The 14433-nt window shown below is 52.8% G+C and carries 15 protein-coding genes; 11 read left to right on the top strand and 4 right to left on the bottom strand.

Going from position 1 to position 14433, the window contains the following annotated elements:
* The 3 genes from FEK42_RS20585 to FEK42_RS20575 are packed head-to-tail and all read left to right on the top strand — an operon-like array spanning position 1 to position 3010.
* Entirely contained in the window at positions 1-999 is a 999-nt protein-coding gene (locus FEK42_RS20585) for an ABC transporter permease (RefSeq protein ID WP_135492897.1), read from the top strand.
* A gap of 32 nt (positions 1000-1031) precedes the next feature.
* Positions 1032-2126, top strand: coding sequence for a zinc-binding dehydrogenase (locus FEK42_RS20580; RefSeq protein WP_000700809.1), 1095 nt, complete (start codon positions 1032-1034; stop codon positions 2124-2126).
* Positions 2127-2137: 11 nt separating this feature from the next.
* Complete coding sequence (locus FEK42_RS20575; RefSeq protein WP_135492896.1) at positions 2138-3010, top strand: aldose 1-epimerase; 873 nt, start codon at positions 2138-2140, stop codon at positions 3008-3010.
* A gap of 159 nt (positions 3011-3169) precedes the next feature.
* Here the strand turns inward: FEK42_RS20575 and FEK42_RS20570 are convergent, their stop codons facing one another.
* Entirely contained in the window at positions 3170-3592 is a 423-nt protein-coding gene (locus tag FEK42_RS20570) for a DoxX family protein (protein WP_001087245.1), read from the bottom strand.
* Positions 3593-3848: 256 nt separating this feature from the next.
* Between FEK42_RS20570 and FEK42_RS20565 the strand changes: the two genes are divergently transcribed.
* Positions 3849-4988, top strand: coding sequence for a 3-phenylpropionate MFS transporter (locus tag FEK42_RS20565; protein ID WP_135407558.1), 1140 nt, complete (start codon positions 3849-3851; stop codon positions 4986-4988).
* Here the strand turns inward: FEK42_RS20565 and csiE are convergent.
* From csiE to suhB, 3 genes are all read right to left on the bottom strand, one after another.
* A complete protein-coding gene (csiE, locus tag FEK42_RS20560) occupies positions 4980-6260 on the bottom strand; it encodes a stationary phase inducible protein CsiE (RefSeq protein ID WP_135492895.1) in 1281 nt (426 codons plus the stop codon). The genes FEK42_RS20565 and csiE overlap by 9 nt on opposite strands.
* A gap of 190 nt (positions 6261-6450) precedes the next feature.
* A complete protein-coding gene (locus FEK42_RS20555) occupies positions 6451-7305 on the bottom strand; it encodes an alpha/beta hydrolase (protein ID WP_130260406.1) in 855 nt (284 codons plus the stop codon).
* A gap of 145 nt (positions 7306-7450) precedes the next feature.
* Complete coding sequence (gene suhB / locus FEK42_RS20550) at positions 7451-8254, bottom strand: inositol-1-monophosphatase (protein ID WP_130260405.1); 804 nt, start codon at positions 8252-8254, stop codon at positions 7451-7453.
* Between the two features lie 118 nt (positions 8255-8372).
* On the opposite strand from suhB, the gene trmJ reads away from it, so the two are divergent.
* The 7 genes from trmJ (at position 8373) to hscA (ending at position 14432) form a co-directional block, all read left to right on the top strand.
* The gene (trmJ, locus tag FEK42_RS20545; RefSeq protein WP_000940019.1) at positions 8373-9113 is read left to right on the top strand and encodes a tRNA (cytosine(32)/uridine(32)-2'-O)-methyltransferase TrmJ; all 741 of its coding nucleotides are present in this window, start codon (positions 8373-8375) and stop codon (positions 9111-9113) included.
* A 268-nt stretch (positions 9114-9381) separates the two neighbouring features.
* Positions 9382-9870 carry a Fe-S cluster assembly transcriptional regulator IscR gene (gene iscR, locus FEK42_RS20540; protein WP_001241354.1) on the top strand — a complete coding sequence of 163 codons (489 nt, stop codon included), beginning with the start codon at positions 9382-9384 and terminating at the stop codon, positions 9868-9870.
* 115 nt (positions 9871-9985) lie between these two features.
* Entirely contained in the window at positions 9986-11200 is a 1215-nt protein-coding gene (gene iscS, locus FEK42_RS20535) for a cysteine desulfurase (protein WP_001295373.1), read from the top strand.
* Between the two features lie 27 nt (positions 11201-11227).
* Positions 11228-11614, top strand: coding sequence for a Fe-S cluster assembly scaffold IscU (gene iscU, locus FEK42_RS20530; protein ID WP_000331707.1), 387 nt, complete (start codon positions 11228-11230; stop codon positions 11612-11614).
* Between the two features lie 16 nt (positions 11615-11630).
* Positions 11631-11954 carry an iron-sulfur cluster assembly protein IscA gene (iscA, locus tag FEK42_RS20525; protein WP_135492894.1) on the top strand — a complete coding sequence of 108 codons (324 nt, stop codon included), beginning with the start codon at positions 11631-11633 and terminating at the stop codon, positions 11952-11954.
* Between the two features lie 95 nt (positions 11955-12049).
* Positions 12050-12565: a co-chaperone HscB gene (hscB, locus tag FEK42_RS20520; RefSeq protein ID WP_064526202.1), complete on the top strand. Its 516-nt coding sequence runs from the start codon at positions 12050-12052 to the stop codon at positions 12563-12565.
* A 16-nt stretch (positions 12566-12581) separates the two neighbouring features.
* Entirely contained in the window at positions 12582-14432 is a 1851-nt protein-coding gene (hscA, locus tag FEK42_RS20515) for a Fe-S protein assembly chaperone HscA (protein WP_097315650.1), read from the top strand.
* The last annotated feature ends 1 nt before the right edge of the window (position 14433 follow it).

Below are 14433 nucleotides of genomic sequence, written 5' to 3'. Positions count from 1 at the left end.
ATGTCTGCTTCGTCATTACCATTGCCGCAAGGCAAGAGCGTCTCGCTCAAACAATTTGTCAGTCGCCATATTAATGAGATCGGTTTGCTGGTGGTGATTGCCATTTTGTATCTGGTCTTCTCCCTGAACGCGCCTGGCTTTATCTCATTGAATAACCAAATGAACGTGCTGCGCGATGCCGCTACCATTGGGATCGCCGCCTGGGCGATGACGCTGATTATTATCTCCGGGGAAATTGATGTCAGCGTTGGGCCGATGGTGGCTTTTGTCTCGGTGTGCCTGGCATTTTTGCTGCAATTTGACGTTTCGCTGGCGATTGCTTGTCTGCTGGTGTTGCTGTTAGGCGCGCTGATGGGAACGCTGGCCGGGGTGCTGCGCGGCGTGTTTAACGTACCAAGTTTCGTGGCCACACTGGGGCTGTGGAGCGCCCTGCGCGGAATGGGCTTGTTTATGACTAACGCCCTGCCAGTGCCGATTGACGAAAACGAGGTACTGGACTGGCTGGGTGGACAATTTCTCGGAGTGCCGGTATCCGCGCTGATCATGATGGTGTTGTTTGCGCTGTTTGTGTTCATCAGCCGCAAAACCGCCTTCGGGCGCTCGGTTTTTGCCGTTGGCGGTAATGCTACGGCGGCGCAGTTGTGCGGCATCAACGTTCGTCGGGTGCGCATTCTTATCTTTACCCTTTCGGGATTATTAGCGGCGGTGACCGGCATTTTGTTGGCGGCGCGCCTCGGTTCTGGTAACGCAGGTGCCGCAAACGGTCTGGAGTTTGACGTCATCGCCGCGGTCGTGGTCGGCGGTACGGCACTTTCCGGCGGTCGCGGTTCCCTGTTCGGTACATTGCTTGGTGTGCTGGTGATTACGCTAATCGGTAACGGTCTGGTATTGCTCGGGATTAACTCTTTTTTCCAGCAGGTGGTACGCGGCGTCATCATCGTGGTGGCAGTGCTGGCGAATATCTTGCTGACCCAGCGAAGCAGTAAAGCGAAACGCTAAACCTTAACGCCCCTGGCGCGGGTGCGGCAGGGATGAAAATTAATCGTATTGTTAATGAGGGATTTATGAAAACGATGCTGGCAGCTTATTTACCAGGAAATTCGACCGTCGATCTGCGGGAAGTTGCGGTGCCGACGCCGGGGATTAACCAGGTGCTGATCAAAATGAAATCCTCCGGGATTTGCGGAAGCGATGTCCACTATATCTACCATCAACACCGCGCCACGGCGGCGGCGCCCGATAAACCGTTATACCAGGGCTTTATCAACGGTCATGAGCCGTGCGGGCAAATTGTGGCGATGGGGCAAGGCTGTCGCCATTTTAAAGAGGGTGATCGCGTGCTGGTGTATCACATTTCTGGCTGTGGTTTTTGCCCGAACTGCCGCCGCGGCTTTCCTATCTCTTGTACTGGCAAAGGAAAAGCGGCTTACGGCTGGCAGCGTGACGGTGGTCATGCCGAATATCTGTTGGCGGAAGAAAAAGATCTGATCCTCCTGCCGGATGCACTGAGTTACGAAGATGGTGCGTTTATCAGTTGCGGCGTTGGCACGGCCTATGAAGGGATTTTGCGCGGCGAAGTTTCCGGCAGCGATAACGTGCTGGTGGTCGGTCTGGGACCGGTCGGCATGATGGCGATGATGCTGGCGAAAGGTCGCGGTGCAAAACGGATCATCGGCGTTGATATGTTGCCGGAACGTCTGGCGATGGCGAAACAGTTAGGGGTGATGGATCACGGTTATTTAGCGACGACCGAAGGTCTGCCGCAGATAATTGCTGAACTTACCCACGGTGGCGCGGATGTTGCGCTCGATTGTTCCGGTAATGCTGCGGGGCGCTTGCTGGCATTGCAATCCACCGCCGACTGGGGGCGCGTGGTTTACATTGGTGAAACCGGAAAAGTGGAGTTCGAAGTCAGCGCCGATCTGATGCACCATCAACGGCGGATTATTGGCTCCTGGGTAACCAGTCTGTTCCATATGGAAAAATGCGCTCACGATCTGACCGACTGGAAACTATGGCCACGTAACGCCATTACCCACCGCTTCTCTCTGGAACAGGCGGGAGATGCCTACGCACTGATGGCGAGCGGCAAGTGCGGGAAAGTTGTGATTAACTTCCCGGATTAAGGAGTTAGCGGATGACCATCTATACCTTATCTCACGGGCCGCTAAAGCTGGACGTTTCTGACCAGGGCGGCGTAATCGAAGGCTTCTGGCGCGATACGACGCCGCTGCTACGTCCTGGTAAAAAAAGCGGTGTGGCAACCGATGCCTCTTGTTTTCCGCTGGTGCCATTTGCAAACCGGGTGAGTGGTAACCGATTTGTCTGGCAGGGGCGTGAGTATCAACTGCAACCGAATGTTGAGTGGGATGCGCACTATCTACACGGCGATGGCTGGTTGGGGCAGTGGCAATGTGTCTCGCGCAGCGATGATAGTTTGCGTCTGGCGTATGAACATCACTGTGGCGTTTATCATTATCGTGTAAGCCAGGCATTTCATTTAACGGCGGATACGCTGACGGTGACGCTCGCTGTCACCAATGAAGGCACTGAGACGCTGCCATTTGGTACTGGCTGGCATCCTTATTTTCCGTTGTCGTCGAAAACGCGGATTCAGGCACAGGCGAATGGTTACTGGCTGGAGCGGGAGCAGTGGTTGGCGGGCGAGTTTTGCGAGCAGTTACCGCCAGAACTGGATTTCAACCATCTCGCGCCGTTGCCGCGCCAGTGGGTGAACAATGGTTTTGCCGGATGGAATGGTCAGGCCCGCATTGAGCAGTCGCAGGAGGGTTACGCCGTCATCATGGAAACGACGCCGCCTGCGCCGTGCTATTTCATCTTTGTCTCCGATCCCGCGTTTGATAAAGGGTATGCGTTTGATTTCTTCTGTCTGGAGCCGATGAGTCATGCGCCGGATGACCATCATCGCCCGGAAGGTGGTGACCTCATTGCGCTTGCGCCGGGGGAATCAACAACCTCAGAGATGTCGTTGCGGGTAGAGTGGCTGTAATTTATAAAATGCCGGATGCACAGGCCTACAGGGTAATTTCGATTTTGTAGCACTCGGCGCACCATGCCTGATGCGACGCTTGCCGCGTCTTATCAAGCCTACAATTGGTGTTGGAGCAGTCGGCCGGATAAGGCGTTCACGCCGCATCCGGCATCTTTCCTAACGCCGATCGAGAGAAATTGCCCCCGGCCCGGTAATTGCCAGCAGCAGGAATGCGCCAGCAATGCTGATATTCTTCCAGAAATTAATCATATTTGGCCCAACCGCATCGCCAGTCATATCCCAGTAATGATGACCAATCACCGCCGTTCCCAGCGTGTAGAAAATAAACAGCACCGCCAGCGGACGGGTGAAAAAGCCAAGTATGATTAATATCGCGGCGGGTACTTCCATAATCACCGCAATAACTGCCGCCAGCATCGGCATCGGTGCGCCCAGCGAGGCCATATACTGTACCGTTCCGTCAAAGCCCATCATTTTGGGAAAACCAAAAATAATGAAAATTAAGATGACGGCGATACGGGCAATTAATAACAAAACGGGGCGGGCAGCACCAAAATCAAAATAACGTAGTGAGTTCATAACCAATCCCTTTGCAAGATAATGTGATTTAAACGTAATACACACTCTTGCACCTCGCCACGCCCCAGCGGATGAGAAATTTGGTAATTATCCAGGTCAATATCCAGCACATTTTCTTTAGGTGATATTTTGTTAGCGGTATTAACGATATTTTTTCCAGCTCTGTGTACTGGAAGCAGACTCGAATTTTCTTATTTTTCAACTTGCACCAACATTCGATTAACTCCAGACTAACGCCTCCTGACGGGAGGGACTCATGGTTTTGCAATCCACGCGCTGGTTGGCGCTCGGTTATTTCACATACTTTTTTAGCTACGGTATTTTTCTACCTTTCTGGAGCGTCTGGCTTAAGGGGATTGGCTTAACGCCAGAAACCATCGGCCTGTTGTTGGGGGCCGGGCTGGTTGCCCGTTTTCTCGGTAGTTTGATAATTGCGCCTCGCGTCAGCGATCCTTCTCGCCTGATTTCTGCGCTGCGTGTGCTGGCGTTGCTGACGCTACTCTTTGCCATCGCCTTCTGGGCGGGTGCGCATGTGGCGTGGTTGATGGTGGTGATGGTTGGTTTTAACCTCTTTTTCTCACCGCTGGTACCGTTGACCGATGCACTGGCGAATACCTGGCAAAAGCAGTTCCCGCTTGATTATGGCAAAGTGCGACTTTGGGGCTCGGTGGCGTTTGTCATTGGCTCGGCGCTAACGGGGAAACTGGTCAGCGTATTCGATTATCGGGTTATTCTGGCATTGCTGACGTTGGGCGTGGCATCCATGCTGCTCGGCTTTCTTATCCGTCCGACGATTCAGCCACAAGGGGCCAGCCGTCAACAGGAGAGCACGGGGTGGCCAGCGTGGTTGGCGCTGGTCCGCCAGAACTGGCGTTTTCTGGCCTGCGTTTGTTTATTGCAGGGGGCGCATGCGGCCTATTACGGTTTTAGCGCCATTTACTGGCAGGCAGCTGGCTACTCGGCCTCGGCGGTGGGCTATTTGTGGTCGCTGGGCGTGGTGGCGGAAGTCATTATCTTTGCGCTGAGTAATAAGCTTTTCCGCCGTTGTAGCGCCCGTGATATGTTGCTGATCTCGGCGGTATGCGGGGTAGTACGTTGGGGCATTATGGGGGCAACCACTGAGTTGCCGTGGTTGATTATGGTGCAAGTTCTGCATTGCGGCACCTTTACCGTGTGCCATCTGGCTGCTATGCGCTACATTGCCGCTCGTCAGGGAAGTGAGGTTATCCGCTTGCAGGCAGTTTATTCTGCCGTCGCGATGGGCGGCAGTATCGCCATCATGACCGTCTTCGCCGGTTTTCTGTATCAATATCTGGGGCATGGCGTGTTCTGGGTGATGGCATTGGTGGCGTTTCCGGCAATGTTTTTGCGCCCGAAAGTCGTTCCCTCATGCTGATTCAAGTATTTTGCGGATCTGTTCCTGTTGATGTGCCGTCAGGGTCAGATCCGTATAAATCAGCGGTGGTGAAAAAAGCGGTAGCGGCATGGTATAAGGCGCAATAATAAGTGCGGCATTGCGCGGCGCGCCAATCTGCAAAAATGTCTTCACAGACATGTGTTTAATATTGAGCGGCAGTATCGTTAGCTCACGCAATTGCAGCTCAATATTCGCTTCTCGTTCGCTGTCATTGCCCGTCAGCAAAATAATCTGCTTTTCGTGAATTTCATTTGCCTGCATCAGCCATGCACCGAAAATCACTGCCACCAGACAACTTTCTTCATCGGAAAGACTGACATTGTACTCATTTTCAAACCCGACCAGCGCTTCGCGGGTGGTGTGCACGAGCCGTGGATAAAGTCGACGGAACTCTTCCGGTAAAGTGTTATCAATGCCGATAGAAAACAAACAGCGGTTTAACGCCTGGGCGAGGTGAGTATAAAGCTGATAGCACAACCCCTGTTCATCATAGAAATGGACGTTACTCAACTGCCGAAAATGCTGTACCAGACGGTTAATTGACAGGCGCAACTGTTTGCCATGCTGATGGGTGTCTTGCAGTGGATCGGGAACCCGCAACATGGAAAAAAGCAATGCCATAAATAGTGGCTCATCAGTGGGGACAGGTTGACGCGCCCGCCGTTGCCAGTGGCGGCCAATTTCCTGTGCAACCTGAAATTCAATGCAAGATTCCAACCAGTGCCGTTGCAGCGGGTTAAATAAGGGCGAGATTCCGGCATGGTGTTGCAATAAGCAATATTGCAGATACAAACACAGGAAATGAACATCACGCGCGTCAAAGCGTTTTTGCAGCCTTCGCGAGCAGAGATTAACTAACGCCAGTAGATTGGTGTCGTCATAAAAATTACGAGCAATCCCCCGACGCTTTAGCTCCCCCTTTAACGCGGGCGTAAAATGGCTGCTGATAAATGACGGACAAAGGCGAAAAGCGCGTCGTAGCCAATGAAATAAACATAAGCGTTGATTAAGTATTGTACCTTCAATCCGGTAGCACCCGTCATATCCAGTTGTAATGGTGAGTTGATGATAGCGCTGGATCTCCCGTCCTGTTTCGCTGATATCGCGACCCACCATTTCATCATCCACACCATTAATCTCGCTGAAAGTTGCCGTGGTGGCGCTCAACCCCGGCTGGAACAGCGTCAGCAATACCTGGCAACGGCGCTGGGGAGCTGAAAGTACAGATGGTGGGGCAAGTGTAGGTATCATCTGTAGATCTCCCATAAGCATAATTTATAAGAATAGCTAAAGTTTGCTTAGGGATACGGTGAATGGAATGCTATTAATCAGAAATGATGACAAACATCACAGAATTTTTATCGATATAAACACTTTCTGGCAGTTTAATGCCATCCCTTAAGGTGATTTCTTGCTGTTTTATCTGGTTTCGACCATAAGGTTAATTCTGTGGATTCAATGCGCTAAGGATAAAGTCCACCATCTGCTCGCGATAAACGTCTCCGTGACGATCGGAAAAGGCATCAAGATGTTCGCCATCGGGGATCAAAATCAGGCGTTTTGGCTCTTTCGCCAGGGCAAATAATTTCTCGCTATGCTGCCATGGAATAACATGATCAGCTTTGCCGTGAATCAGTAAAAGCGGGATCGGGCTGACGCTGGCGATGTAATTTTCGCCGCTGTAACTCTCATCAAGTAAGTAGCCACTGCCGGGTATCATCTGGTTAGCGATGGTCGAATAAGAGGCAAATGTGGAGTCGAGGATCACCGCACGTATGCCCTCGCGATCTCCTAACCCAATAACGTTAAGAATATTCGCCCCGCCAATACTCTGCCCGAACAGCACCAGCCGCTTGGGGTTTACATCGCTACGATGGCGCACCACGTTGATGGCACTTTGCGTATCGTCCAGTAATCCGGCTTGTGATGGAGTGCCTTTAGATTTACCAAACCCGCGATAATCAAACATAAAAACATTGAAATTATGTTCTGGTAACCAACTGACCAGCGGCCAGTGGGCGGACATATTCCCGGCATTGCCATGAGCATGAATTACGGTAGCAATAGCGTTTTCGGCGGGACCAGTGGAAGAGGGGATAAACCAGCCTTGTAGCCGTGTGCCATCTTTAGCAGTAAATTCAACAGATTCAGCAGACCATGGATCAGGACCGTAAATTTTGTCGTCGGGATAATAAAAGAAGTTGATGGCGATGCGCGGCACTAAATAAACGCAGAAAGCAGAAATAAAAAGAATAAACAGAATCTTGAGAACGCGTTTGTTCGCTGGCAGAACCATGACCTTTCCTTACGACTTGCTTTGTAATCCATTAATCGGGAAAGGATGGTGGGAGAGTGGCGCAGGAAAGTAAAGCGGTGCGAAAGTATTTCGGAATAGCGCCTGAAAGGCAAGGGCGGGTGAGGAACGTCACCCGCCAGAGAAATTAACGCTTCAGTGCGTCGCTTAACTCGTCACGCATGTTCGCCAGCATGGCTTTAACAACGCGCGGGTTACCGGCAACGATGTTACCGGTCAGCATGTAGTTATGGCCACCGATGAAGTCGCTGACGATACCGCCCGCTTCACGAACCAGCAACTCGCCTGCCGCGAAGTCCCACGGACGCAGACCGATTTCAAAGAAGCCGTCAACACGACCCGCAGCGACGTAAGCCAGATCCAGCGCCGCGGAACCGGTACGACGGAAGTCTGCACATTCGTTGAACAGTTTGCCAACGATGTTGATGTAGGTGGTGGCGTACTGTTTTGCTTTGAACGGGAAGCCGGTCGCCAGAATAGTACCGTCGAGATCGCGAGCGGTGCTGCCGCGCAGACGGTAGCCGTTCAGCTGTGCGCCCTGACCGCGAGTCGCGGTGAACAGTTCGTTACGCATAGGATCGTAAACCACAGCAACTTCGGTGCGGCCTTTGATACGAACAGCGATAGATACCGCGAAGTGCGGCAGACGTTTGATAAAGTTGGTAGTGCCATCCAGTGGATCGATAACCCATTGAACATCCTGATCAGTACCTTCAAGTTCACCACTTTCTTCGGTGATGATGGTGTGCTGTGGGTAAGATTTACGAATCGTGTCGATAATCACCGCTTCGGCAGCTTTATCTACGTTGGTCACGAAATCGTTACTGCCTTTCTGGCTCGCCTCTACAGCGTCCGGGGTTTCATAGTTTTTGGCAATTAAATTACCCGCCTTGCGCGCTGCGCGCACGGCGATGTTCAGCATCGGATGCATCGGTTTCTCTCACTGGATGTTAAAGAACGGGAAAACGGCGCAGAGTATAGCAGCGAGATCGGCATCTGTCTTCGTTTTATGTTAAGATGCGCGAATAATCTTTAGACGAAGAAAGACAATGCTGCAAAATATTCGAATTGTGCTGGTGGAGACGTCACACACCGGCAATATGGGTTCTGTTGCCCGTGCCATGAAAACAATGGGATTAACTAATCTGTGGCTGGTTAATCCACTGGTGAAACCCGACTCCCAGGCGATTGCCCTGGCGGCAGGCGCCAGCGATGTGATTGGTAATGCTCACATCGTCGATACGCTAGACGAAGCGTTAGCCGGTTGTAGCCTGGTGGTTGGCACCAGTGCACGTTCGCGCACGTTGCCGTGGCCGATGCTCGACCCGCGCGAATGCGGTCTGAAAAGCGTCGCTGAAGCGGCAAATACCCCGGTGGCGCTGGTTTTTGGTCGCGAACGTGTCGGCCTGACCAATGAAGAGTTGCAGAAGTGCCATTATCATGTCGCGATTGCCGCTAACCCGGAATACAGCTCGCTGAACCTGGCGATGGCGGTTCAGGTTATTGCCTATGAAGTGCGTATGGCCTGGCTGGCAACTCAGGAAAACGGCGAGCAGGTTGAGCATGAAGAGACGCCGTATCCGTTGGTCGATGATCTGGAGCGTTTTTATGGTCATCTCGAACAAACGTTGCTGGCAACCGGTTTTATCCGTGAAAACCATCCGGGGCAGGTGATGAATAAACTGCGTCGTCTGTTTACCCGTGCGCGCCCGGAAAGCCAGGAATTGAATATCCTGCGCGGGATTCTGGCTTCTATTGAACAGCAGAATAAAGGTAATAAGGCCGAATAACAGTGATTGCCTGATGCGACGCTTAACGCGTCTTATCAGGCCTGGAAGTGCACGCAATCCCAGGTCGGATAAGGCGTTCACGCCGCATCCGACAACAGGTACAAACGCCACGATAAAAAATGGCACTGAAGGTTAAATACCTGACTAAATCAGTCAAGTAAATAGTTGACCAAATTACTCGGGAATGTCAGACTTGACCCTGCTATGCAATACCCCCACTTTTACAATAAAAACCCCGGGCAGGGGCGAGTTTGAGGTGAAGTAAGACATGAGACTGACATCTAAAGGGCGCTATGCCGTGACCGCAATGCTTGACGTTGCGCTCAACTCCGAAGCAGGCCCGGTACCGTTGGCTGATATTTCCGAACGACAGGGAATTTCCCTTTCTTATCTGGAACAACTTTTTTCCCGTCTGCGTAAAAATGGTCTGGTTTCCAGCGTACGCGGACCAGGCGGTGGTTATCTGTTAGGCAAAGATGCCAGCAGCATCGCCGTTGGCGAAGTGATTAGCGCCGTTGACGAATCTGTAGATGCCACCCGTTGTCAGGGTAAAGGCGGCTGCCAGGGCGGGGATAAATGCCTGACCCACGCGCTGTGGCGTGATTTGAGCGACCGTCTCACCGGTTTTCTCAACAACATTACTTTAGGCGAACTGGTTAATAATCAGGAAGTGTTGGATGTGTCTGGTCGTCAGCATACTCACGATGCGCCACGCAGCAATCGTAACGATGCAATTGATGTTAAGTTGCGCGCATAAAAGATAAAAAGTATTCAGAATCAGGCCGGGGCGTATCGCGCTCCGTAAACACGGTCGTACATCCAGCCGGTAGCCTGATTCCTTGCATTGAGTGATGTACGGAGTTTATAGAGCAATGAAATTACCGATTTATCTCGACTACTCCGCAACCACGCCGGTGGACCCGCGTGTTGCCGAGAAAATGATGCAGTTTATGACGATGGACGGAACCTTTGGTAACCCGGCCTCCCGTTCTCACCGTTTCGGCTGGCAGGCTGAAGAAGCGGTAGATATCGCCCGTAATCAGATTGCCGATCTGGTCGGCGCTGACCCGCGTGAAATCGTCTTTACCTCTGGTGCAACCGAATCTGACAACCTGGCGATCAAAGGTGCGGCCAACTTTTATCAGAAAAAAGGCAAGCACATCATCACCAGCAAAACCGAACACAAAGCGGTACTGGATACCTGCCGTCAGCTGGAGCGCGAAGGTTTCGAAGTCACCTATCTGGCACCGCAGCGTAACGGCATTATCGACCTGAAAGAACTCGAAGCGGCGATGCGTGACGACACCATCCTCGTCTCTATCATGCACGTGAATAACGAAATCGGCGTGGTGCAGGATATCGCGGCTATCGGCGAAATGTGCCGTGCTCGTGGCATTATCTATCACGTTGATGCAACCCAGAGCGTGGGAAAACTGCCTATCGATCTGAGCCAGTTGAAAGTTGACCTGATGTCTTTCTCCGGCCACAAAATCTACGGTCCGAAAGGTATCGGTGCGCTGTATGTGCGTCGTAAACCGCGCGTACGCATCGAAGCGCAAATGCACGGTGGCGGTCACGAACGCGGTATGCGTTCCGGCACTCTGCCTGTTCACCAGATCGTCGGTATGGGCGAAGCCTATCGCATTGCAAAAGAAGAGATGGCGACCGAGATGGAACGTCTGCGCGGCCTGCGTAACCGTCTGTGGAACGGCATCAAAGATATCGAAGAAGTTTACCTGAACGGTGACCTGGAACACGGTGCGCCGAACATTCTCAACGTCAGCTTCAACTACGTTGAAGGTGAGTCGCTGATTATGGCGCTGAAAGACCTCGCTGTTTCTTCAGGTTCCGCCTGTACGTCAGCAAGCCTCGAACCGTCCTACGTGCTGCGCGCGCTGGGGCTGAACGACGAGCTGGCACATAGCTCTATCCGTTTCTCTTTAGGTCGTTTTACTACTGAAGAAGAGATCGACTACACCATCGAGTTAGTTCGTAAATCTATCGGTCGTCTGCGTGACCTTTCTCCGCTGTGGGAAATGTACAAGCAGGGCGTGGATCTGAACAGCATCGAATGGGCTCATCATTAATCGGTATCGGAATCAGGAGAATTTATAATGGCTTACAGCGAAAAAGTTATCGACCATTACGAGAATCCGCGTAACGTGGGTTCCTTTGACAACAACGACGAGAACGTCGGCAGCGGCATGGTGGGTGCACCGGCCTGTGGCGACGTGATGAAGTTGCAGATTAAAGTCAACGATGAAGGTATCATTGAAGACGCGCGTTTTAAAACTTACGGCTGCGGTTCCGCTATCGCTTCCAGCTCCCTGGTCACCGAATGGGTGAAAGGGAAGTCTCTCGACGAAGCACAGGCGATCAAAAACACCGATATTGCTGAAGAACTTGAACTGCCGCCGGTGAAAATTCACTGTTCTATTCTGGCAGAAGACGCGATCAAAGCCGCCATTGCGGACTATAAAAGCAAACGTGAAGCAAAATAAGAGTTGAGGTTTGGTTATGTCGATTACACTGAGCGACAGTGCAGCAGCGCGAGTAAATACCTTTCTGACTAACCGCGGCAAAGGGTTTGGCCTGCGTCTGGGCGTGAGAACCTCCGGGTGTTCAGGTATGGCTTATGTACTGGAATTTGTTGACGAACCGACGCCGGAAGACATCGTGTTTGAAGACAAAGGCGTAAAAGTCGTGGTCGATGGCAAAAGCCTGCAATTTCTGGACGGTACGCAGCTGGACTTCGTAAAAGAAGGTCTGAACGAAGGGTTTAAATTCACCAACCCGAACGTTAAAGATGAGTGTGGTTGCGGCGAAAGCTTCCACGTCTGATGCGCATACCGATAACCCCACCGTGGTCGCCTGCGCGTGGGGTTTGTTTTACCTGATTCGCCGTTATCGCGGCGGATCGCAGCCCTGAGAATGTTATGGATTACTTCACCCTCTTTGGCTTGCCTGCCCGTTATCAACTCGATACTCAGGCACTGAGCCTGCGTTTTCAGGATCTACAACGTCAGTATCATCCTGATAAATTCGCCAGCGGAAGCCAGGCGGAACAACTCGCCGCCGTACAGCAATCTGCAACCATTAACCAGGCATGGCTTACGCTGCGTCATCCGTTAATGCGTGCGGAATATTTGCTTTCTTTGCACGGTTTTGATCTCGCCAGCGAGCAGCATACTGTGCGTGACACCGCGTTCCTGATGGAACAGCTGGAGCTGCGCGAAGAACTGGACGAGATCGAACAGGCAAAAGATGAAGCGCGGCTGGAAAGCTTTATCAAACGTGTGAAAAAGATGTTTGATACCCGCCATCAGTTGATGGTTGAACAGTTAGACAACGAGACGTGGGACGCGGCGGCGGATACCGTGCGTAAGCTGCGTTTTCTCGATAAACTGCGAAGCAGTGCCGAACAACTCGAAGAAAAACTGCTCGATTTTTAATTTCTGGAAGCTAAACATGGCCTTATTACAAATTAGTGAACCTGGTTTGAGTGCTGCGCCGCATCAGCGTCGTCTGGCGGCCGGTATTGACCTGGGCACAACCAACTCGCTGGTGGCAACAGTGCGCAGCGGTCAGGCCGAAACGTTAGCCGACCATGAAGGCCGTCACCTGCTGCCGTCTGTTGTTCACTATCAACAGCAAGGGCATTCGGTGGGTTATGACGCGCGTACTAACGCAGCGCTCGACACCGCCAACACCATTAGTTCTGTTAAACGCCTGATGGGGCGATCGCTGGCTGATATCCAGCAACGCTATCCGCATCTGCCTTATCAATTCCAGGCCAGCGAAAACGGCTTGCCGATGATTGAAACGGCGGCGGGGCTGCTGAACCCGGTGCGCGTTTCTGCGGACATCCTCAAAGCACTGGCAGCGCGGGCGACTGAAGCCCTGGCGGGCGAGCTGGATGGTGTAGTTATCACCGTTCCGGCGTACTTTGACGATGCCCAGCGTCAGGGCACCAAAGACGCGGCGCGTCTGGCGGGCCTTCACGTCTTGCGCTTACTTAACGAACCGACCGCCGCGGCTATCGCCTACGGGCTGGATTCCGGTCAGGAAGGCGTGATCGCCGTTTATGACCTCGGCGGCGGGACGTTTGATATTTCCATTCTGCGCTTAAGTCGTGGCGTGTTCGAAGTGCTGGCGACCGGCGGTGATTCCGCGCTCGGCGGCGATGATTTCGACCATCTGCTGGCGGATTACATTCGCGAGCAGGCGGGCATTCCTGACCGTAGTGATAATCGCGTTCAGCGTGAACTGCTGGATGCCGCCATTGCGGCCAAAATCGCGCTGAGCGATGCGGACTCTGTGACCGTGAATGTTGCGGGCTGGCAGGGCGAAATCAGCCGTGAACAATTCAATGAACTGATCGCGCCACTGGTAAAACGAACCTTACTGGCTTGTCGTCGCGCGCTGAAAGACGCGGGTGTAGAAGCTGATGAAGTGCTGGAAGTGGTGATGGTGGGCGGTTCTACTCGCGTGCCGCTGGTGCGTGAACGGGTAGGCGAATTTTTCGGTCGTCCACCGCTGACTTCCATCGACCCGGATAAAGTCGTCGCTATTGGCGCGGCGATTCAGGCGGATATTCTGGTGGGTAACAAGCCAGACAGCGAAATGCTGTTGCTTGATGTGATCCCACTGTCGCTGGGCCTCGAAACGATGGGCGGCCTAGTGGAGAAAGTGATTCCGCGTAATACCACTATTCCGGTGGCCCGCGCTCAGGATTTCACCACCTTTAAAGATGGTCAGACGGCGATGTCTATCCATGTAATGCAGGGTGAGCGCGAACTGGTGCAGGACTGCCGCTCACTGGCGCGTTTTGCGCTGCGTGGTATTCCGGCGCTACCGGCTGGCGGTGCGCATATTCGCGTGACGTTCCAGGTCGATGCCGACGGTCTTTTGAGCGTGACGGCGATGGAGAAATCCACCGGCGTTGAGGCGTCTATTCAGGTCAAACCGTCTTACGGTCTGACCGATAGCGAAATCGCTTCGATGATCAAAGACTCAATGAGCTATGCCGAGCAGGACGTAAAAGCCCGAATGCTGGCAGAACAAAAAGTAGAAGCGGCGCGTGTGCTGGAAAGTCTGCACGGCGCGCTGGCTGCTGATGCCGCGCTGTTAAGCGCCGCAGAGCGTCAGGTCATTGATGCTGCCGCCGCTCACCTGAGTGAAGTGGCGCAGGGCGATGACGTTGACGCCATCGAACAAGCGATTAAAAACGTAGACAAACAAACCCAGGATTTCGCCGCTCGCCGCATGGACCAGTCGGTTCGTCGTGCGCTGAAAGGCCATTCCGTGGACGAGGTTTAAT

Origin of the sequence: Escherichia sp. E2748 (genome assembly GCF_005781125.1) — a bacterium.
Taxonomy (GTDB): Bacteria; Pseudomonadota; Gammaproteobacteria; order Enterobacterales; family Enterobacteriaceae; genus Escherichia.
This window is presented reverse-complemented; position numbering and strand designations above follow the sequence as displayed.